This is a genomic window from Enterobacter sp. N18-03635 (assembly GCF_004006055.1).
In the GTDB taxonomy this organism is placed as follows: Bacteria; Pseudomonadota; Gammaproteobacteria; order Enterobacterales; family Enterobacteriaceae; genus Enterobacter; species Enterobacter vonholyi.
This window is the reverse complement of record NZ_CP034768.1, coordinates 104297-125786: the sequence shown is the minus strand read 5'-3', so window position 1 is coordinate 125786 and position 21490 is coordinate 104297. Positions and strand designations below refer to the sequence as shown.

Below are 21490 nucleotides of genomic sequence, written 5' to 3'. Positions count from 1 at the left end.
GGCGGCCTGTTCTTATGGCGGCCGGGTGTTGTTTTCTATGGTGCATGCGTTATAATCCTTCACAGGCAACGCGCCTGCTTTTGGACCCCCTGATACCTGTGTCTTCCGCCAAGATGATGACAGTTATCGGGGGGTTTGTGCATTCAGGCTCCGGGAAATCCCGTCACCTGCTCCTGAACGTTTTACTGGACACGTCCTGTCCCTGTTTGTTTCCGGAAGTCCGCATTTCTTCCGTAAAACCATCTTCTGCCACCCGCCTGCCTCACCACAAAGCAGTCAAACCGTCAGTTTGAGTTAGGTCACAAAAGTAATCTGAATCAACAATCTGTCCCACCACAAGACGATCGCTGACGATCCGAATACTACCTTCTCGTCAGTAATTTTTCCAGATGTTAGGCCAGCTAACCGTCGATAGTTTACATGCTAAACCGGGGCCAGGCTCGCACAACAGCCCCTTTTATTTTCGGACACGGGAGGAATATTCATACACAACTTCATCTGGAATGACCTTAATCTACTACAAGCCGTGTTTGCCGACCTCTTTCACTTCGTGTCTGAGCGATTCAACCCGCTTACCAATCTTCTCTTCCACCAGGTTGGATAAGGGTGTGTTATTCTGATAGACTCGCAGATTTTTCATGTTGATGGTCCCGGGATTTTGAGGAACGATAGCGCCCATTCAGGGCGAACGTCACCGCTGAGCAGTCTCGATAGTTTGCATGTCCTGAGTTCCGTTTTTGGACTGACCCCGCCCCGGTAGACGATCCTGCCCTATTGGACTGACCCCACGCCCGTAGACAAATTCTGTCCTCACGATGAGGCCTGTTCAAAGGCCTCCGGACTGACGCCGCCGAGGTGGCTGTGGCGCCGGGCCCGGTTGTAGAACACTTCAATGTAATCGAAGATATCGGCCCGGGCCAGATCCCGGGTTTTATAGATGCGTTTTCTGATCCGCTCTTTTTTCAGCGAACTGAAGAACGATTCGGCCACCGCATTATCCTGGCAGTTGCCACGCCTGCTCATGCTCGGGGCCAGGTTATTAGCCCGGCAGAAGCGCTGCCAGTCGTCACTGCCGTACTGGCTGCCCAGGACGCCCTTCCAAGAGTCAAGCTGTTATCGGGATACTGTTGATCCGCCTGTTTTGATTGCGCAGTAACGTGTAAACTTCGCGGGAGATATAATGAATATACGGTTTTCTGCCCAAGAGAGTGCTGCCCCGGTGTTGCTGGTTCAGCAGTCTGGATGAGAGCCCATGCTTCACAGGAAAGAACGTAACGAGCAATAGTTCAATATGTTGTGAAAAAAGGCTGTGACAATTAAGAGGCTCAGCCTGGATTATCCGTGGCAATTCACTCAGCCACTTCCTGTGATTCTCGATGCAGCTGCCGTACAGACAGAGCCGCTCGCAGAAGACATGGAAAACGGTGTTCCCCTCATCAGTAATGCTCAGGGTGCTCTGCAGCACTCATGGACAGCTTTGTATCCTGGGTTCGGTGTCAGGTCCGCACTCCACATTCAGCGGCGATGTTCTGTGCATGAGCCTAAAGAGCGCAAAGAACTGACCGCACCGGGTGAAGTAAATCACAGCCAGCCTTTTATCTTCCTTGATGCAACGCATGACTCTGGCGGGTCGGTAAGGATGGAAACCTTAACCACAGACTCATCTTTAATAATTTTTTGGAAGATGTCGAAGCTCAATCAGTTTTCCTCTTTCCATGGTAATGTACTGCCCAGCCTGCAGACTCCTGATTACCTTGTACAGAGTGCTGCGGGAGACGGTTGAACGCTCGCTGATATACCGGTGAAACGATTCCTGCTTCAGGAGGCCCCCGTCACCGTTGCTCAGGGCAAGAAGATGATGGCGAACGATGTGGTAATTGCTGCCGAACGCACTGATGGCGAGATTATCCCGCACATGCCGCGCATTGTCCGCAAGAATGCTGAAGACATCATGCCACATCCCCGACAGCTCAATTTCCGCAGCAAGGTCAGAAGACAGCACCTGAATAAGACGAGCTGAATCCTGAACGGCCACGGTTGTATCTGGTTCACGACCGCAGAGCAGCTCAAGACCGAGCACCGCGGGTGCCGTGAAGTCGGCAATAATGTAGCCATTACTTTTAAGGCGAAGGGAGGCCCGCCCCTCCTCGAGAAAGAAGACAGTGGGACGTGCGCGCAGTGTCATGGCTATATCTTCTCGCCCGGAGACCATAACACTCCTTTTTTCCCGGAGGGAGCGAATGATGTTTTCAAGTTTCTGCTGCGGAGTGAATTCAGTATTCATCATAAAAAAGTTTATTAGTTTAGAGAGGGGGAGGAGTACCTGGGCTTTCAGGTACTCCGGTGTTGCCTTTAGTTCGTGGCACCCGCTGTAATGGTGTACACCTCGGAGACGATTACTGAGCCGCTGTCTAGTAAGAGGATGGCTCTCTTGCCGGTGACCGGCGTCGTCGCGGTGAAGGTGCGGGTCCAGACGCCGTTGGTCTGCTTCCAGGTGGAGCCCTGGACCGGCGTTGCGCCCGCCACGGTGATGGTGTCCACAACCGCAGCCTCGACGTACGCCAGGTTATTCTGCAAGTCGCGCGGAGTGAAGGTGACTGTTATCTGGTCTCCAACCCTGAACGTGGCGCCAGCGCCGCCGGGGACGGCAAGGGTGGAGTTGATCCCACTGACGACCTGGCTCCCCGTGATGGTGTACACCTCGGAGACGATTACTGCGCCGCTGTCTAGTAAGAGGATGGCCCTCTTGCCGGTGACCGGCGTCGTCGCGGTGAAGGTGCGGGTCCAGACGCCGTTGGTCTGCGTCCAGGTGGAGCCCTGGACCGGCGTTGCGCCCGCCACGCTGATGGTGTCCACAACCGCAGCCTCGACGTACGCCGGGTTATTCTGCAAGTCGCGCGGAGTGAAGGTGACTGTTATCTGGTCTCCAACCCTGAACGTGGCGCCAGCGCCGCCGGGGACGGCAAGGGTGGAGTTGATCCCACTGACGACCTGGCTCCCCGTGATGGTGTACGGGGCGGAGGCGAGCATTCCGCTGCCCAGCGTGATGGTGGCCGTCAGGCCGGTGCCAGGCGTCGTCGCGGTGAAGGTGCGGGTCCAGACGCCGTTGGTCTGCGTCCAGGCTGAGCCCTGTGCCGGCTCGGCACCCGGCACGGCGATGTTGCCCGCAACCGCAGCCGCGACGTACGCCGGGTTATTCTGCAAGTCGCGCGGAGTGAAGGTGACGGTCATCTCGTCTCCAGCCCTGAACGTGGCGCCAGCGCCGCCAAGGACGGCAAGGGTGGAGGTGACCGCATCGGCCGCGCCAGCCGTGATGGTGTACGGGGCGGAGGTGACCATTCCGTTGTCCAGAAAGAGGATTGCACTCATGCCGGTGCCCACCCTCGTCGCAGTGAAGTTTCGTGTCCAGGCGCCGTTGGTCTGCCTCCAGGCTGAACCCTCTGCCGGCGCGGCACCTGTCACGATGATGTTGTCCACAAACGCAGCCGCGACGTCCGCCGGGTTGTCCTGCGCGTCGCGCGGGGTGAAGATGATGGTCATCTCGTCTCCAGCCCTGAACGTGCCGCCAGCGCCGCCGAGGACGTTAAGGGTGGAGGTGGCCGCATCGGCCGCGGCAGCCGTGATGGTGTACGGGGCGGAGATGACCATTCCGCTGTCCAGAAAGAGGAAGGCCGTTATGCCGGTGCCAGGCGTCGTCGCGGTGAAGGTGCGGGTCCAGACGCCGCCGGCCTGCGTCCAGGCTGAGCCCGTGGCCGGCTCGGCACCCGGCACGGCGATGTTGCCCGCAACCGCAGCCGCGACGTCCGCCGGGTTGTCCTGCGCGTCGCGCGGGGTGAAGGTAATGGTCATCTCGTCTCCAGCCCTGAACGTGCCGCCAGCGCTGCCGAGGACGTTAAGGGTGGAGGTGGCCGCATCGGCCGCGCCAGCCTTGATGGTGTACGGGGCGGAGATGACCATTCCGCTGTCCAGAAAGAGGAAGGCCGTTATGCCGGTGCCAGGCGTCGTCGCGGTGAAGGTGCGGATCCAGACGCCGCCGGCCTGCGTCCAGGCTGAGCCCGTGGCCGGCGCGGCGCCCGCCATGGTGATGGTGTCCACAGCCTCAGCCTCGATATCTGCCGGGTTGCCCTGCGCGTCGCGCGGGGTGAAGGTGACGGTCATGCTGTCTCCGGCAGTGAACGTGCCGTTAACGCCGCCGCTGACCTCAAGGGTGGAGGTGGCCGCAGAAGCCGCGGCAGCCGTGATGGTGTACGGGGCGGAGGTAACGGCCGTGCCGCCCAGCGTGATGCCGGCCGTCAGGCCGGTGCCCGCCGTCGTCGCGGTGAAGGTGCGGATCCAGACGCCGCCGGCCTGCGTCCAGGCTGAGCCCGTGGCCGGCGCGGCGCCCGCCATGGTGATGGTGTCCACAGCCTCAGCCTCGATATCTGCCGGGTTGCCCTGCGCGTCGCGCGGGGTGAAGGTGACGGTCATGCTGTCTCCGGCAGTGAACGTGCCGTTAACGCCGCCGCTGACCTCAAGGGTGGAGGTGGCCGCAGAAGCCGCGGCAGCCGTGATGGTGTACGGGGCGGAGGTAACGGCCGTGCCGCCCAGCGTGATGCCGGCCGTCAGGCCGGTGCCCGCCGTCGTCGCGGTGAAGGTGCGGATCCAGACGCCGCCGGCCTGCGTCCAGGCTGAGCCCGTGGCCGGCGCGGCGCCTTCCGCGCTGATGGTGTCCACAGCCGCAGCCTCGATATCTGCCGGGTTGCCCTGCGCGTCGCGCGGGGTGAAGGTGACGGTCATGCTGTCTCCGGCAGTGAACGTGCCGTTAACGCCGCCGCTGACCTCAAGGGTGGAGGTGGCCGCAGAAGCCGCGGCAGCCGTGATGGTGTACGGGGCGGAGGTAACGGCCGTGCCGCCCAGCGTGATGCCGGCCGTCAGGCCGGTGCCCGCCGTCGTCGCGGTGAAGGTGCGGGTCCAGACGCCGTCGGCCTGCGTCCAGGCTGAGCCCTCCTTCTCCTGTAGCCCCGGACCAGTAAATGTGGCAGAGGCAAGATCCACCTCCGTCACACTGTTGCCGGATGCATCCTTCAGAGTCAGTGTCAGTACCACATCCTCCTGACTGGCATAACGCGTACGGTCTGTTTTCAGGGTCGAAGTGGCCTGCGAGACAGAGCCCGCTTTCACTGTGACGGTGGCCTGCGGCTGCGCCAGCTGGATGCCGTTCACAATAGAGCTCACCGTCACCACGCCCGTCCGCGTGGCGCGCATAGTGGCAGTGTAAACTCCGCCAGCAGACTCCTGCACGTCAGAGAAGGTGACGCCGTCCTGACCGCTGCTGAATCTCACCTTCTGGCCGTTAATCGGAATGCTCGCCTCATCACGCAGCGTAAGCATTACAGGCACCGGCGTATCCGTATCGGTAACAGGCTGCCCGACCACCAGTGAGGAGTTAGCATCACTCAGAGTCTGGCTGATGTTGACAGTGATGGTGCCGGCGCTGTAGCCGCGCACATACGGAGTCAGCGTGAAGTGCTCTTCCTGCGTTCCCGGAGTAACCGTCAGGTCATAGCTGCCGGCAGAGGTGCGTACGAAATGCCCCACCCGGGCGAGACCGCGTGCAGCCCGCGCTACGTTTTTGTCGGTATTATCGCTGCGTTCCGTAACAATCTCACTTTCGTCCACGTCAACCGGATTGCCGGCTGCATCACGCAGGGTGAGGGTGACTTTCTGCGCACTGGTGCCGTCCGGGACCAGATTAAGCGACGAAAGGCTCAGGCCCGACAGTGCGGGACTGATGGCTGCCTGTGAAACGACAACACGAGTGCTGGACGCGGCAGAGCGGTTGCCCCGGCCGTCCACGGCAACACCGCGTACCGTATAGGTATTGCCGTGGAGAGCTCTTCCCGGCTGCCAGGCCGGTAGTATAACAGCGTGAGAATGCGGGCCGGAAGACATGATAATCCCTCCGGCCGCCTCCAGCTCTGGCGACTGCCACTCAATGCGCTCAGCAGGATACCGGCTCTTTATCTCCACGCTCAGGGGCTTCTGCTCACCAGCGTAGCCAGTGACCAGCTCCTGGGTCTTCAGGAATATGACCTCTTTCTTTTTGTACTCGAGGACAATGTTGCTGTTGCGCTCGACAAGGTCATGGCGAGCACCGCTCAGACTACGCAGTGCGGCGACGGAGTCAGGACTGGTCTGATGCGCCCAGGATACGCCCGGGGTGTAGCGCAGCTCAAGACCCAGGCGGGAATCGCTGGCCGAGCCCTTGCCCTGACGCTGCTCGGCGTTCAGGGTGAGCAGCGGGAACGGCGTCCAGTTCAGGCCTGCAGTGGCGGCATAAGGGTCCTTCTGGCGGTTGCTGTGTCCGAACAGGCCTACCTCTTCACCGTAGTAGCGCTCAAAGCCCAGCGAGGCGCCGAGCTGCGGCAGCGAAGGAAGCCAGCCGCGGGCGGTAATGTCCCAGCCGTTTGCCGGACGCTCAAGGTAGTCGGTGACGTCCGGGGAGTCCTTCCAGCCCGAGAGGCGCATGTAGCTGTTGGCGCCAAGGCGGAGGTTGTCGCGCCAGTATTCAATACCGAGCCCCGCCCGGGTGTGGCTGCGGGAGAGGTCGTGGTCGATAAAGGCGCTGGCGCCGAGCATGCCGGCGGGCCCGAAGCTGCGCACGCCGAGGCCGAGGGAGGACTGCGTGCGGTCGTCCGCCCGGCGGATACCGCCCTGGGCAAAGGTGAGCAGGTCAGGCGAGTCGTACAGGGGCACCAGGAGGTCGAGAGAGGAGCCCTTCAGTGAGAAGTCCTTATCAACGTCAATGGTGGTGCGCGCTGTGCCGAACTGGCTGAGCCACTGCTGGACTTCGGCACTGGCGTACCCGCTGGCGAGTGATGCAGCAGCATCGGTATCTGGGGCGTTGCTCAAGAAGGTCCCTGCCCGGGATGCGGCCTGGGCAAGGCGTACGGCGGCCTGATTGTCGTTCACGTCGGCGGTCGCGGTGGTGTCGCGGTTTGGCTGAACGGCGGAGGCAATAGCCGGGGTAAAGGCAACAGATAATGGAGAGCAGAACTGCACCAAAAGTGTGGCGATTGCAGTTTTCCGAATAAGAACTTTTTTCACAGTTTAATATTCTTCCTGATGGAATGAATCACTGCGGTACTTTAGAATCGAAGTGTGTTTTTTTGGAATGTAATTTTGTTGATTATAGTTATATTAGTTTTATGTGTGTTGAAAGTTTATTTTTTTGGATATAAAAGCCAGTGGAATGAGTGCATGTTGTGGTCGGGGCATGGTGACTGGCGGAGTTTACGGTGTATGGAAAAAAAACCGCCCGGGGAGGGCGGAAAAACCACATCCAGAAAAACAGGGGTATGCACTGCAATACAATGTTCAGAAGAATCATGACAGGCTATGCTGGCAATTGACAGGCTATGATGGGATGGCTGGAGTGCAAAATAACACGTATCACTCTGTACATGACGGAGGGGGGGGCGGGGTCAGTCCATCAATGGCTCAGAAGTGTCTAGATTATCCATGGCGATTCACAGCGTAAATGGATAATTTACGCCCGGACACAGAAATATAAATCAACCTGGTTACAGGCAACATTCCTGTAACCAAGTGCTGAAAGCAGTCAGTGCCGCAGACTTCTGTTTTGATTTTAATGTCGTCATCCAATAGCTGCCCATATTTACATGAATGTCAAAAGGAATTTTAAGTAGTCCAAGATCTAGTTCCCTTTTGAACATACATGATGGTGCTAATGCTATGCCATCAGATATGCAAGTGGCATCAACCATAAGTCTTGATGAATCAAAAATAGGCCCTGTAATTACCCATGGCTCAACACCTGCAACTTCAAGCCAGTTATACCACTCATCCTGACGATAGGTTCTGAATAATAATTTATACCGTAGATGATTCGGCGAGAGAAGATTTTCTGCAACAACAGGAGAACATAGTACAGTATGCGGGGCAGCAAAAAGCTCGATATTCTCAGTAAGAGTCCATTTTCCCGTTCCAAAACGAATTGACGCATCAATACCTTCATTTGCTAAATTAATTGTATTATTATGGGTTAAAATCCTTAAATCAATCCAAGGACATTTTTCATAAAAATCCTTAAGCCGAGGTAAAAGCCATCCAATAGCAAAGGTTCCTACTACTGCAACAGTAAGCACTTCGAGAAATTTACCTCCGCGAAATTTTTGTAAGGCTGAATCCATACGATTAAATGCATCGTTAAGAATTGGAAGTAAATGCGCACCTTCTTCAGTAAGAACTAATCCTCGCGGCAGCCTTCGAAACAGATTGACATTGAGGAGGTTTTCAAGAGAACGAACTTGTTGACTTACTGCAGCTTGACTAACATGTAGTTCAAGTCCAGCGCGTGTAAAGTTAAGGTGGCGGGCTGAAGCCTCAAAAGCCCGTAACCCGTTTAGTGGCAAGCGATTTCTCATGATATACTAGCCTAAAGGTTTTACTTATGTCTAAGCAAAGATTTTATAGTTTGTCATCATAAAGATCAAAAGTAAAATTCAAGGTGTTAAGCAACTGAAGATTCATGAGAGGTGTAATGTTTTAACTTTTGTCTATATGAATGGGAATGATTTATCATTTACCAATCCCTATACCTTATATTTTAACAGTTAACAAAATATTATCTTTGGAGTGTTTCATTAAACACTGGCGCAATAAAACCACCTATTTAATTCTCCATGGGAATATGCAAGGATCTTTTTATGCTTACATTCTTAGTTAAGCTTTTGACATACAAAAAGATGATGAGTTAATATCTAAAAATTATTTGTTGAACCGTCTAGAGGTGTTATAAATGTTTTTTTTTAAAAAAAGTGCAAGTACATTTATTTTTTTGCTCTGTCTTCCATTGAACTCATTTGCCTCTCAGGAAAGTAATGGTGTTGAGCAAATGAGGGAATTGGAAACTTCTTTTGGGGGGCGGATAGGTGTTTATATTTTAAACACAAAAAATGGGAAAGAATTTTCCTACAGACAAGATGAGAGATTTCCTTTATGTAGTTCATTTAAGGCGTTCCTTGCTGCATCCGTATTAAAAAGAACTCAGGATAAATCTGTTTCTCTTGATGATATGATGGAATATTCTGGACGTGTTATGGAAAAGCATTCTCCTGTATCAGAAAAATACCGCGAAACAGGAGCAAGCGTGCAGACTTTGGCCAAGGCAGCAATTCAGTATAGTGACAATGGAGCTTCTAATCTATTAATGGAAAGATACATAGGAGGTCCTGAGGGTTTGACTGCATTTATGCGGTCAACGGGAGACACTGACTTCAGGCTTGATCGTTGGGAATTAGAATTAAACTCAGCTATTCCAGGCGATGAACGTGATACTTCCACTCCAAAAGCAGTGGCTATGAGTCTTAATAATATTGCTTTTGGTTCAGTACTCGATGCTAAAAATAAATCCTTGCTACAGGATTGGCTTAAAGGCAACACTACTGGTAATGCGCGAATTAGAGCTGCTGTTCCAGATAAGTGGGTTGTTGGCGATAAAACAGGCACCTGTGGTTTTTATGGTACAGCCAATGATATTGCTATTTTATGGCCAGATGCCAATTCACCTGCAGTTATGGCTGTCTACACAACACGTCCTAATCAAAACGACAAACATGACGAAACAGTTATAAAAAATGCTGCAAAAATAGCTATAAATGCAGTGTATGGGAGTACTAAATAATTTATATGCAATTAAATTAATTTTAATGCGCCATGAAAACCCATAAGTATACTCAATGGCGCATTTTTTGATTATCTTAAATTAATTGCTTTGCCAGCTATATTTTTTTATTCAGGCCTGAATTAAATTTTTAAGAGGAGCTTATGCGGCTTCGCATTCTGAATGGGTTGAGGATGGGGTTATATCGATAGCGAAGACTGTTTTTATCTCTATCTGTGAGTGTACATCATTTAACATTCAGTAATTTATAGATATAATTACCGTATCAGTGTAATCGCCCGAGGAAGGTTCGTCTGACGATGAAAGGTTCACTTGGCCATAAAGCTGATGCTGTTGCCATTTCCCTGTTCCGCGATCTATTTTCGCGTTTAATCCTTCAGCCCAACGTTCTTTTTGTGCAGAATCTTTGAATAGCGCATATGGGATTTTATTGTTAGTTCCATTATTCATCATAAATCCTGTGCTGCTCCCATTAAGAGAGCGTAGTGATACACTATAAATGGTTTCATTTGTACATTTTATATTAATTGTACTCTGCGAAAATATTTTCGAGCCTGACTTATCAATAATCTTGCCAAAATCAAGACTGTCTGCTATCACATCACAACGTTTGGTGATATTTGCTCTGACATTGAATGAAATCTGATCCGCAGGGAGAGACTCTGTACAACTGTCACTAAACGGCACGGAGCTTGCGTACCATGAAAGGGAAGGCGACTGAAGTGTAAACCTGAGGTTTACTGGCCCTGCCGATAAGGTGATCGGGTCGATACGCATTTCTGCGGAAATAGGAATTTTTTCAGTCATATCTGTACGGGCATTCACTATACGCGAAATATGTATAGGAGGGTTTCCTTCGCTCCAGGGAAGACCGGTCGCTCTGTCTCTGAAAATTATACTGTAATCCTTATCGGAAAGTGAATCGATTGTCAAATCTTTTGAGGAAGGCGTCCTATTTAAACAAAGACCCACATACAGCGGTATTATATCTCTGTTGGTACAGGAGAATTTTACATATCCGTATGCCGACTGTTTCGATAGCGGCTGCCCGGTAACAATATTACCAAAATCAAAATCGCTTATTTCAGCCTTACAGGTTATATTGCCTCCGTAAACGGGAAGGGAAAAAATGACGATCAAAAGTCTGAAAAAACGTAATGAATAAAATGAAATCACGAAACATCTCCTATTGACGCAATTACTGACATGTCACGCTGTAAGTTGGAACAGCGTCTCTGCTGTCGGAATGATGGGAGAACTGACCGCGGCATAAACCCGGAATTCCCCCTCCTGCATCGGATAAGTGTGCAATAAAAGAGTTTTCATTATTTAGCCCTGTAATATAAACCAGCCCCTCAAAACCTACGATAAATTCTTCGTTACCTGAGTTGACTTTTAAAACTGTGCCCGCAGGCAAGTATTCACCATGATTATTCGTAAGCACAAGAATGGCGGCGCGAGCGGGTTTTATATCAAACTTGATAATGTTACCTGATTTGTAAGCAGGAACAATTACTTTCTCAATATTGGAAAATTCATAATCAGCAGGTAATGACAGAGTATCAATACTTATTTTATTCTGCTGAAATGACGATAGTTGGGGAAGGAAAAGATAACCCGAACTGTTTGTGATACCGGCAAAGCGGTTATCCACATAAACGGGAACGTCCCCAATTCCTGAGGTGGAAACGCTGGCAAACGCATCCTGAATAGGTCTACCTGCGTAGAAGTTATTATTAAGATAAGCGAGCGAGCCAGCCATTCCCAGCGAGATGTACCCCTCTGTTGAGACATTCCCGCTGAAGGTCGCATACGTCCCCTGGTACTCAATATCTCCGTCTGCAAATTTATATGCAGGAGCACTGCTCATTCTTCCTTTCCAGGAGAACCCGCTTTCACCTCGTGAACTATCGCTCAAACTGAGACTATGAAAAACAGCACCATCGTTGTATCGGGAGTTATATGCCACATACGTATTGCCAAGAGGTATAGACACTCCTGCAAAATATGATGCATCATTCCAGTTTCCGGTGGTTATCCGGTGCGTAATGTAAAGAGACAGGAAGTCTGCAAACCCTTTCTGCCACGATAACGATAATGTCCGATATTGTGAGTCAGTGTGAGTCAGTGTATCGGTATTGCTTAGCGAAAAAAAACCGAATTTGTCTGTACCGATCCCCATGGAAGCTGTGATATTGCGTTTGGCAATATCATTTCCGTAAAGGGATGGGATGTCTTTAAACGCTTTGCTGAATGTTTCCCATGAAAACTTTGAATAAAAGAAACGATTGTTCCACTGATGAGTAGCTGCACTTCGAACACCGGTATATCCATTGTAATTACTGAATGAATGATTCCATGTAAGCTCTCCCAGATAAGGATGGGGGGTGACCACCATGCCAGCACCTGCATGCCTGAACGACTGAGCTATTTCAGCATGATTTTCCAGAGAGATATTCCGGTTGAGCCCATACCGGCTATTCGCGTTAATTAAAAGTTGGTCATCATAGGCATTTGATTTAACACCATAATGACTACGATAAAAACCTGTATCTATACTCCATTCCGATGCACCTGCTTTGAGCTGGTTTGCAGAGAAATAGACTGGCTTCGTAATTAGTGTTTTTCCGCCAGTTTGTCTATCAGTTATCCATAGTTCAGCGTTACTGAAGCCTTTCGACTGTGGTATTGTCAGCAGAGTAAACGGGCCACCAGGTATACGTTGCCTGAAAGAGTTTGAGCCATCGAGTAAAAGATCAATTTCGGAAGGGGCTTTAGGCGTGAACTCAAACTCAAGCGGTGCTACTTTTGTGCTCCCGGGACTAAGCGGTGTCGTGTTAGAGATTTTAATGCCGGCGAAACGGTAAGGACGTGTCCACGAAAGAATATCTGTCACAGCATCTCCGGCCTGAAGTGTGAAGTTAGTGTCCTGCCATAAAGAGTCAAATCGTGTATCAAGGCGCTTGGTTGTTATTTTTCTTTCGTCACCGTAGTCAAATGCGTTAACCATGCTAGTAGAAAAAGTTGCCATGCTGCTCATGCCACGGAGTTCACTGAATATCCCAGAGCTGAAATTTCGTTTATCCGTATTGTGTAACAGCTGGTAGTTAAGCACGGCTCCACCACTGGTTGAGTCTGCGGGGATAAACTGGTCTGCAATACCGTATTGCATTCTGTCAAGTGTCGTGTTGCTGTCTGCAGTTTCCAGTTTAATCAACTGTAAATGAGGATTAAATTCAATACTTACGCTTTGGTTAGCAGATAGCTCGACAGTATCATTGTTATAAAAACCGCGTGTTAATCCAATCTCGCTGAGCACTTCACTATTAGCAAAGATTCTCTCTCCCTGTATGTCGAAGGGGTGAAAGCCCCTAGATACGCCATTTATGATAACATCAAGATATACTGTATAGTGAGCTTCACCAGAAATATCAGGTTCTGGTCGGCGCACAGCTGAAGTATGTTCTGTTGCTTCAGTAATCGAGGTAGAGCATATGAAAAGGAGGCTACCCGCCAGTAGCCTAGACATAAAAGATGAAGAAAAAAGCATATTTGTGTTTATCGTAAATTTATTAACTGTGTATGTTTGATTCCGCTCTGCATAAATTCAATACTCCCACCGTTATGTATTACTGCGGAGTTCAAACCGCTATCCCATTCCATTTCTTTTCCAGGAAGGACATAACCAAGCCCACTCAGGCGGAGCGGATACTTTTTACCAGTAGGAGCAATGTAATGAATATCATAAAGATGGCTTATATACGCTCCGGTGTTTACTACCCTTATAAAATGTTTCCCTTCTTTCTTAATGAGGGAGAGAAGAGTTGTTTGTGACGTTTTATCCACAGGTCTGTGAAGCACGAAAACAGGAAGCGAGTACTCCATTACAAAATCAACGCCTTTCTCTTTTGTTGATGGTGCAGGGAGTTCGTTTACCACAATCCTGTAGGCTTCCAGTGGGGATGAATTGTCTGACTGCTTCCCCCTAATCACGCGAACCAGTTGCTTTCCACCCGGAGGAATTTTAGTGAAAGGTGGACTGATAATCAGGGACGAAGTGGGAAGAAGTACATCTTTATTTTCTCTTTGATCCCACTGGTATAGTCTTATCTGAGCATCAATAGCCATTGATTTCGTGTTCAGGAGCCACATTTCAGTCGCTTTGGCGTTTTCTGCAAGTTCTACCGAAAGGGGGGTGACCTGCAACCCGGTCGCTACTGCCGCTGAACTGGTAAATAGCATCACCAGTCCAGCGGACAAAGTGACCATGATTTTCAAGACTTTCATGATCAAAACAAACATTTTTAGTAATGTACCTGAACCTTGACTATATCGTGATAGGAGCCTGATGGCGCATCAAATTCAGATCCGGCTACTTTTACATATACAGGGTAGTTCTGCTTACTGCCATTACCAGTATACTGCTGAAGATTCATGCTTCCCCATGGAGTCGTGGCAGCCTCATTAGAATACAAGCCGTAATTGATTGTATGGCCTTCAGATGATTTCATTTGTCCTTGTCCAACCGGGGAATCATTTGAAGGAGTGAGTGATATAGTATAAGGCTTCAGGTCATTGCATTTGATTTTTAACATAGTATCCTTAACCACATCACCGTCAATAGCTTCTGATACAGTTCCAAAATCAACATCCTGAATATTATCAATTTTACAAAGGCTGCTTACGGCGATTTTTACGTTAAATGAGTTTGTTTCTATTTCAGCATAGGCTGAATGTGCAGAAACCATCATGAATAAACAGCCCAGAGCGGCCGTTAACTTATTAAGTATCATTTTTCTTCCTTAAGTGATGTTAGTATCAAGGTACTCAGTAAATGATAGCCATTCAACAGTAAATTGGCGTTGAGTGGGGCTAAATGTGTCAGGCATTAAAAATACCGAACAAAATAATATTAGCCAAATATAGATATAACAAGTACAAAACATTACAATCACCGTTAATTTAGTTTTATATACTTTGATTTTACCGCTTCATTGGTTTTTGCATCTATTAAATGCGCGAAATTAGAAATATAGCCCCCCCCCGGGCAATATTTCTAACTACTGACTCATGCAGACAGCTCTGGCCAGCGTGCTCTAGATCAGTTGAGTGCTTTCCTCCACGAGCCACAAGCGGATACTGCTGTTGATAATTGGCAGTACATTTTTGTGTTCACCATTGATACCTACTGAAATAATTTATATGAATATCCGCCAGAAAGGGAAAAGGGGGACGGGACTGTAACGCTCTGGTTTTAATGTGGAGTGTGCTGCAGCTACTGTCATGATAGAACACTGTCATGGCTCATCTCCTGCCATTAAGCTGCTACCACTTATTTTCTCCGGCAGTGGTAGTGATGAGCTTCTGAGATAAAAATGTATTACCTGAAGCTTTTTTGAGATAATTATCAACTCCGGATATACTTAAAGATATATTCATCTGGATAGTGAATGAACGTACATACAGCATTCCCATAAATACGCATCCGTTTTAATGCACTATCTGATTCGATATAACCGATGCAAATCCAGTGTCTTATGCCCCCTTGCAGATCCCTCGCAGCAGCCTCAGTTAGTTCCCACTGCTGCTTCCCTCAGCCGCCCGCTCCTTACATCCGGCTGCGAACTGGCTTATCTGCTTCGCCATTCGGACTCTTATATAGTGCCACCCTCCACCCTCCACTCGCCGCCGCGACATTATATGCTGCTGTAAAGGTTATACATAGTGTTATAAATTAATATTTATGTAATTGAAATATTATCTTTCAATAACCACCCTGTCCTTCCTATTATTTTTCCGCAATTAGAGCGACCTAATTCCATAAACCGTCGCCGTATTGCTGCATCATGCGCAGCGGTAAATTAAAGCCACTATGCGCCTGCCTTGCGGTTTTTTCAGGCAGATTTGAGGAACACTTTAATCTTGTCCGCAGGATGCTTCATTTTGTGGATGCGCCCTGATTTTCCGCCCGGCAATCCTGCTTTATCCTGGAATCAAGCGCCACAAAGATGCAGAACTGCGGTTTTATTGCCTGGATGCAGGAATGCTGCTTACTGCTTTTACTGACTGGAGTTTCTGGTGAAAAACACCCATATTACCCGCGCGCCGCTGTTCCTCGCGCTTATTTTCGTTATGCCTTCCGCCAGCTCAGCGGAGCCACAAACCAAACTGGAGCAGAAGACCACCACCTACTCTGTCGGCCTAAGTGCAACCCGTCTGATATACACACCGGGCTCGACAGGGGTTTCCGTCACTATCAATAACCCGAACGATTTCCCTGTTCTTGCCCAGAGCGAAGTTTCTCCTGATGATGGTGGGAGCCGTGTACCGTTCTCGGTTACCCCTCCCCTGTTCAGACTTGACGCAGGCCAGCAGAGCCGTGTGCGCATCATAATGACCGGCGACAGCAGCCCGAAGGATCGTGAATCCCTCAACTGGTTCTGCGTGACAGGTATCCCGCCTGAAAAAGGGGACGCCTGGGATGAGCGCAAGGACGCCAAAAACGGCAGCGCCACACTTGACGTTAAGGTTAAGCTTCGTCAGTGCATCAAACTCTTTACACGGCCTGCAGGTCTGAGCAGCACCCCGGAAGCGGCAAGCTCAGAGCTCACCTGGTACCGCGATGCTAAAGGGGTGCGGGCGATGAATAACTCGCCTTATTTCATTAACCTCAAGACCATCTCTGTGGGTGGAAAATCCATTGATGCCCCGGACTATATCGCGCCGTTCAGCAGTCGCATCTACACCGTATCCGGTGGTACCGGTCCGGCCAGCGAGCTGAAGTATGTGGTGATTAACGACCTGGGCGGTGATAGCGCGCAGGTAACCGCCCGTATTCAGTGATGATTTTCATCTTTAGTTTTCCGGGGAGCCATCAAACCATGCGTATTACTGCGATATTTTGCGTGCCTGCCGTTTTGACCTGCCTGACACTGTTTTCAGAGTCTGCGGCCGCACGCACCTATACTTTCGACCCGGCTATGCTGGGAGAGGCCGGGGTCGGAGCAGACATAAGCCTTTTTAACGAAGGTGCGCAGCTGCCGGGAACCTATATGGTCGACATTCTGCTCAATGGCCAGCGAGTGGACAGCCGGGAGGTTGTGTTCTCGCTGGTGCGTGAGGATAACCGTCCCGTGCTTTACCCTTGTCTGAGTGTCGAACAGCTAGCGCGCTATGGCGTGCGCACAGAGGATTTTCAGTCGCTTGACAACGGTTCCGGCTGTGCTGATCTTTCCATACTGCCCGGGACAACCTACAACTTCAGCTTTAGCGAGCAGCAACTTCGTCTGTCGGTACCGCAAATCCATCTTCGGCCCGCCAGTAAAGGAATTGCGCCACAGTCTCTGTGGGACGATGGTATTCCGGCTTTTCTTATGAACTATAGCGCCAGTACAAGTCGCACCGAACTGCGCGGTAACAGTGGGAAAAATAGCGACAGCAGCTTCGCGCAGTTGAGTCCTGGTCTGAACGCCGGAGCTTGGCGCCTGCGCAGCCAGTCCAACTGGCAGAAACAGGAGAATACGCAGGCGCGCTGGCAGACAAGCTATACATATGCCGAGCGTGGCCTTCGTGGCCTGCGCAGTAGGCTGTCCCTCGGAGACCGTACCACGGAAGACAAAGTATTTAACGGTGTACCGTTCCGCGGCGTAATGCTGGCTTCAGACGAGCTGATGGTGCCTTATACCGAACGAGCTTTTGCCCCTATGATTCGTGGTATCGCCCGAACACAGGCGCGCGTTGAGGTTCGACAGGGAGGATACCTGCTGTATGAAACCACTGTGGCTCCGGGTCCGTTTGCCCTGCGGGATCTTACCTTGGCGGGCCGCTGGGGCGGAGAGCTTCAGGTGTCAGTGCGCGAAAGTGATGGAAGCCAGCAGACCTTCAGCGTACCCTATCAGACCCCCGCGGTCTCTCTGAAGGAAGGGTATCTTAGTTACGGCCTGATGGCAGGCCAGTATCGGCCTGCTGACCATAACACAGAAGCTGCAACTATTGGGCAGGCTGTGCTGCTCTACGGTCTGCCTTATGATCTGACAATCTACGGCGGCTTGCAGGGTGCAAAAGCGTATCAGTCCGCAGCGCTTGGGCTGGGAGTATCCCTTGGTAATTGGGGATCTGCGTCTTTTGACGTAACCGGTGCCCAGGCGCAGCTGCGTGACCAAGACAAAGAACAGGGAACGGCATGGCGTGTGCGCTACAGCAAACTCATCGACGCTACCGATACAACCCTTACCGTAGCAGGCTATCGTCATGCTACTCCTGGATTTGCGACTATTGAGGAGACTCTCAATAGCTACGGCCGGACTAATCCGACTGACAGTAACCTCTGGTACAACCGAAGTTACGGTCGCATGCGCTCCACGACCAGTATTGCCGTCTCTCAGGCAATAGGTCGTTTTGGTAGTCTGGGGATTAATTATTCCATCACAGACTACTGGCACCATGACGGAAATGACAATAACTATGGCCTGAGCTACGGAATGGGACTGCCATGGGGGGCAAGGCTTTCACTAAGTCAGTCCCGTACGCGGAGCACCACAGCCACTGGGGCAATTCGAAATGAGTCACTGAGCAGTCTGTGGCTCAGTTTGCCGCTCACAAGTCGTGCCGACAGCACCATCACGGCCTCTTATCAGGGCACCATGGGCCGCAGCGGGGATACCCATAGCCTGGGTCTCAACGGTTCCGCTTTGGACCGCCGCCTGAACTGGGACGTACGCCAAGCCCGCAGCCTCAGTCGTGAAGGACCGTCAACGAACAACGGCTATATGCATCTGGGCTGGAGCGGAGCCTATGGTAATGCCGGGACTGGTTACAGCTATAACACTCAGCAGCGTACAGTTAGCGCAGAACTGAATGGCGGTATGATTCTGCACGAAAACGGATTGACATTCGGACAGAACATACCGGGCACTGTTAGCCTGGTGCAGGCCCCCGGTGCAGCAGGTGTTTCTGTCAGTGGCACCTCCGGTGTGCGGACCGATTATCGTGGGTACACTTTGCATCCGTCGGTTACACCGTATCAGGAAAACATAATTAGTCTTGATCCGCTGAGTCTTGCTGATGATGTAGAAATCACCCAGACGGATGTACGGGTGGTACCTACTCGTGGAGCCGTCGTCACGGCACGCTTTAATACCCGCTCCGGTGCGCGTGCTCTGATGCGTCTGACGCGGGTAGATGGCAGCGGTGTTCCATTCGGCGCTCTAGTAACCGTGTCTGGGGCGGAAGGCGGTGCCGGCGTTGCCGGCGCTGGCGGTGAGGTATACCTAACCGGACTGCCGGTAAAAGGTAAACTTTTAGTCCGCTGGAGCGGAAGCGAGTGCAGTGCAAACTATACACTCCCTGCAAGTCCGGGAGCTTCAGGCGTCCATACCATACAGGCGACGTGCCGCTGACGGCACCCACAGGAGAATTAGATGAGAATTCTGAAAGCAATCTTGCGGGCGACCCTGGTCGCCATAATCCTGAGTTTCCTGCAGTCGCTTCCGGCATCGGCAGACATTCCGCATATCGATTTTCGCCCGGAAGCGACCCGAACCGCCGGGCCTGTTGCAGACGGCTCCCTGCTCGGAAGGGGGCGGGTGACCTGGAATGGGCCGCATGAAGGTTTCCGTCTGTGGCTGGAAGGAGGTCAGGATGCTGGCGATTATCGTCTTGCACTCACCTCCCCCGGTGGTACAGGTCTTCCACTTCGGGTCAGGATTGAGACCGACGAGCCGGCGACCGCAGAAGATGCAGGACGTGGCCTGCGTATTCTGAGTAGTCAGAACAGTGTCAATTTCAGGATAGTTACGGACGGCCATCAGGAGGCAAGCCCCGGCATGTGGCGGTTGCTTATCGGGGCGTCAACGGTGCTGAGCCTCTAAAACACAACTCCTTTTACTGTGACCATGGGTACGAAAGGCCAGTAATCTTCGGATCCGTAAAGTGTGGTTCAGCAGGGTCAAAACCCGGAATAATGGAAAAAAGATGATTTATAAAATGAAAAAACTGGTTTTTGCCAGTGCCCTGATATGGTCGTCAGCATCCGTCCTCGCCGCTGACTTCAGCGATCGTCAGGTGATCGAGGCTGACCTGACCTATGCCCGCCAGCTTAACAAGGTGAAACTGACACTGAGCCAGACTAAGAATCTGTCCGCGGGGCAAAATATACAAGCTGGCACGAAAATTGCGCATCTGAGTGTGATTAGCGAGTACCCAGCACAACTGGGCTTCCGCTGGTCCGATAAAATATATCAGAGCATTCAGGAAAATGGCAGAATTGTTCAGGTTAATCATGAGAGTGAGCCAAATACATACGTGACTCTGGCATTTGCTGAGAAACAAGGCGTGAGTCCGATAACGGAGGGAACCGACACATTCTTCGTGTCTGATGTTGCCGGCAAGCTGACTAATGATATTGTTCTCGCCGCAAACCAAGACATTATGCCGGGATCATACCTTATAGCTGTTGATGCCGCAGTGTACAACCCGTAATTCCTGCCCAGGCTATTTCCTTGTTAATACATAACAATCGGAATGATTAACATGAATATAAAGATGACAAAGCTGATTATTGCAGGCGTCATGGCGGGATTGTCTGCACCGGCATTATCCGATGCCTTCAGTGACCGCATAAATGCAGACGTCTCGCTGGAATTCACACGCGACAGAAACAGTGTCACCCTGACGCTCGAGCAAATCACAGGTCTGTACGCTAGCGTGACGATGGAAGCTGGTACGAAAGTAGCAACTCTGCGCGCCAGCAGTGAGCGTGACGAGAAGATTGGATTCCGCTGGTTGCAGTCCCCAAGTCAGGGGGTGAACGGCAATGTCGTGACGGTGAAAAACAAAACACAGCCAAAAAAAACTTTGAAGCTGATATTGAACATTTATGACCTGACAGCGACTTTGCTGGGTACAGAGACGTTTTACGTCTCCGGGCTGAAGGGGCCGGTAGAGGCGGACATTAGCCTGGCTACACGTCAGGAGATTGAACCGGGTGTGTACCCGGTCTCAATTCAGGCTGCGGTATATAACGATTGACATAGCATTTGCAGCCGGCGGGTTGCAATGCTCCTGAAAAGAATGCCAGATGAAAAAACGCTAATAGAAAGGCTCTCACATATAGGAATAGGTCAACTTAGCTAGTTTAAATAGCATTAACTGTGAAGCTTAGATTTTTTCCTCAATGATACTTAAACAATTTGAGGCAAAAATATGGCAAAGGACGTCAAAATTACAGTAACTAATTTTTTGAAAAAAATTAATCTAATGCAAACGAGAAACGCCATGAAAAATTTAAAACCCCTTACAATTGCAACCCTTCTGATTGTTAACGCTAGTAGTTTTGCCGCTAGCTTTTCCGATAATGTTTATAAGGAAGTGACTTTTGAGGTTAAAAAGGCACCAGTCCCTATTACAATTGCTATAATACCTATGGAATTAATTGAAAATGACTATCCTAAGGGGACCAAGATTGCTGATATTAAGATAACGACCGACAATGGTTCATCACAACGTTTAGCGCTCAGATTCAGTCCAACCAATTCAAATCAAGTAACAGAAACCTCCGGGAGTAAAACTATCCTAAAAGGAAAAGGGAAAAACTTTTCACATGAATTACCTTTGCAGCTTGTAGGTGATGCAGTGAGTTATTCATCTATTAATGGCATAGATATGATTATAACAGAAACAACAACGCCGAGTTATACGTTTAGTGCAATGTTAGCGGGAGAGCATAAAATTAATGCTGGCACATATACATTAAGTGTTGAAGGGGCGATATATAATCCTTAAAAAAATGATTTGTATCAGTAAATT

At 50.6% G+C, this 21490-nt stretch carries 15 protein-coding genes and 1 pseudogene; 7 read left to right on the top strand and 9 right to left on the bottom strand.

The genetic code is table 11. The features are described 5' to 3' along the window. Positions 1 to 517: 517 nt before the first annotated feature. From ELK40_RS22960 to ELK40_RS00695, 5 genes and pseudogenes are all read right to left on the bottom strand, one after another. Positions 518 to 640 (bottom strand): hypothetical protein, encoded by a 123-nt coding sequence (locus ELK40_RS22960; protein WP_280178359.1) that lies wholly within the window; start codon positions 638 to 640, stop codon positions 518 to 520. Between the two features lie 170 nt (positions 641 to 810). After that, positions 811 to 1086, bottom strand: a pseudogene (locus ELK40_RS00715) (IS3 family transposase); the annotation flags it as partial. A gap of 580 nt (positions 1087 to 1666) precedes the next feature. Then, complete coding sequence (locus ELK40_RS00705; RefSeq protein WP_127728950.1) at positions 1667 to 2287, bottom strand: helix-turn-helix domain-containing protein; 621 nt, start codon at positions 2285 to 2287, stop codon at positions 1667 to 1669. Between the two features lie 65 nt (positions 2288 to 2352). Beyond that, entirely contained in the window at positions 2353 to 7086 is a 4734-nt protein-coding gene (locus ELK40_RS00700; RefSeq protein WP_127728995.1) for an inverse autotransporter beta domain-containing protein, read from the bottom strand. A 476-nt stretch (positions 7087 to 7562) separates the two neighbouring features. Continuing rightward, entirely contained in the window at positions 7563 to 8426 is an 864-nt protein-coding gene (locus ELK40_RS00695; RefSeq protein WP_127728993.1) for a LysR family transcriptional regulator, read from the bottom strand. A 374-nt stretch (positions 8427 to 8800) separates the two neighbouring features. Between ELK40_RS00695 and ELK40_RS00690 the strand changes: the two genes are divergently transcribed. Next, the gene (locus ELK40_RS00690; protein ID WP_127728991.1) at positions 8801 to 9685 is read left to right on the top strand and encodes a carbapenem-hydrolyzing class A beta-lactamase FRI-6; all 885 of its coding nucleotides are present in this window, start codon (positions 8801 to 8803) and stop codon (positions 9683 to 9685) included. Positions 9686 to 9922: 237 nt separating this feature from the next. Here ELK40_RS00690 and ELK40_RS00685 read toward each other — a convergent pair whose 3' ends face one another. The 4 genes from ELK40_RS00685 to ELK40_RS00670 form a co-directional block, all read right to left on the bottom strand. Continuing rightward, positions 9923 to 10861: a spore coat U domain-containing protein gene (locus tag ELK40_RS00685; protein WP_127728989.1), complete on the bottom strand. Its 939-nt coding sequence runs from the start codon at positions 10859 to 10861 to the stop codon at positions 9923 to 9925. A 22-nt stretch (positions 10862 to 10883) separates the two neighbouring features. Continuing rightward, on the bottom strand, positions 10884 to 13136 hold the full coding sequence (locus tag ELK40_RS00680; RefSeq protein ID WP_164850604.1) for a fimbria/pilus outer membrane usher protein: 2253 nt from the start codon (positions 13134 to 13136) through the stop codon (positions 10884 to 10886). Between the two features lie 107 nt (positions 13137 to 13243). After that, a complete protein-coding gene (locus tag ELK40_RS00675; protein ID WP_127728985.1) occupies positions 13244 to 13987 on the bottom strand; it encodes a fimbria/pilus periplasmic chaperone in 744 nt (247 codons plus the stop codon). Between the two features lie 2 nt (positions 13988 to 13989). Then, the gene (locus tag ELK40_RS00670) at positions 13990 to 14478 is read right to left on the bottom strand and encodes a spore coat U domain-containing protein (protein ID WP_127728983.1); all 489 of its coding nucleotides are present in this window, start codon (positions 14476 to 14478) and stop codon (positions 13990 to 13992) included. Positions 14479 to 15763: 1285 nt separating this feature from the next. Between ELK40_RS00670 and ELK40_RS00665 the strand changes: the two genes are divergently transcribed. The 6 genes from ELK40_RS00665 (at position 15764) to ELK40_RS00640 (ending at position 21466) form a co-directional block, all read left to right on the top strand. Continuing rightward, the gene (locus tag ELK40_RS00665) at positions 15764 to 16528 is read left to right on the top strand and encodes a fimbria/pilus periplasmic chaperone (protein ID WP_127728956.1); all 765 of its coding nucleotides are present in this window, start codon (positions 15764 to 15766) and stop codon (positions 16526 to 16528) included. Positions 16529 to 16566: 38 nt separating this feature from the next. Next, the gene (locus tag ELK40_RS00660) at positions 16567 to 19083 is read left to right on the top strand and encodes a fimbria/pilus outer membrane usher protein (RefSeq protein WP_127728981.1); all 2517 of its coding nucleotides are present in this window, start codon (positions 16567 to 16569) and stop codon (positions 19081 to 19083) included. A gap of 42 nt (positions 19084 to 19125) precedes the next feature. Next, entirely contained in the window at positions 19126 to 19554 is a 429-nt protein-coding gene (gene afaD, locus ELK40_RS00655; protein ID WP_164850603.1) for an AfaD family invasin, read from the top strand. A gap of 103 nt (positions 19555 to 19657) precedes the next feature. Continuing rightward, positions 19658 to 20164: a hypothetical protein gene (locus ELK40_RS00650; protein ID WP_127728977.1), complete on the top strand. Its 507-nt coding sequence runs from the start codon at positions 19658 to 19660 to the stop codon at positions 20162 to 20164. A gap of 63 nt (positions 20165 to 20227) precedes the next feature. Next, positions 20228 to 20713, top strand: a complete 486-nt coding sequence (locus tag ELK40_RS00645) for a hypothetical protein (RefSeq protein WP_127728975.1) — start codon at positions 20228 to 20230, stop codon at positions 20711 to 20713. Positions 20714 to 20887: 174 nt separating this feature from the next. Further along, positions 20888 to 21466 (top strand): hypothetical protein, encoded by a 579-nt coding sequence (locus ELK40_RS00640; RefSeq protein ID WP_127728974.1) that lies wholly within the window; start codon positions 20888 to 20890, stop codon positions 21464 to 21466. The last annotated feature ends 24 nt before the right edge of the window (positions 21467 to 21490 follow it).

Coding starts and splice junctions, on each gene's coding strand:
- ELK40_RS00660 (WP_127728981.1), top strand. CDS start 16,567: ATGCGTATTACTGCGATATTTTGCGTGCCTGCCGTTTTGACCTGCCTG.
- ELK40_RS00640 (WP_127728974.1), top strand. CDS start 20,888: ATGGCAAAGGACGTCAAAATTACAGTAACTAATTTTTTGAAAAAAATT.
- ELK40_RS00705 (WP_127728950.1), bottom strand. CDS start 2,287: ATGATGAATACTGAATTCACTCCGCAGCAGAAACTTGAAAACATCATT.
- ELK40_RS00650 (WP_127728977.1), top strand. CDS start 19,658: ATGATTTATAAAATGAAAAAACTGGTTTTTGCCAGTGCCCTGATATGG.
- ELK40_RS00695 (WP_127728993.1), bottom strand. CDS start 8,426: ATGAGAAATCGCTTGCCACTAAACGGGTTACGGGCTTTTGAGGCTTCA.
- ELK40_RS00670 (WP_127728983.1), bottom strand. CDS start 14,478: ATGATACTTAATAAGTTAACGGCCGCTCTGGGCTGTTTATTCATGATG.
- ELK40_RS00645 (WP_127728975.1), top strand. CDS start 20,228: ATGACAAAGCTGATTATTGCAGGCGTCATGGCGGGATTGTCTGCACCG.
- ELK40_RS22960 (WP_280178359.1), bottom strand. CDS start 640: ATGAAAAATCTGCGAGTCTATCAGAATAACACACCCTTATCCAACCTG.
- ELK40_RS00690 (WP_127728991.1), top strand. CDS start 8,801: ATGTTTTTTTTTAAAAAAAGTGCAAGTACATTTATTTTTTTGCTCTGT.
- ELK40_RS00675 (WP_127728985.1), bottom strand. CDS start 13,987: ATGTTTGTTTTGATCATGAAAGTCTTGAAAATCATGGTCACTTTGTCC.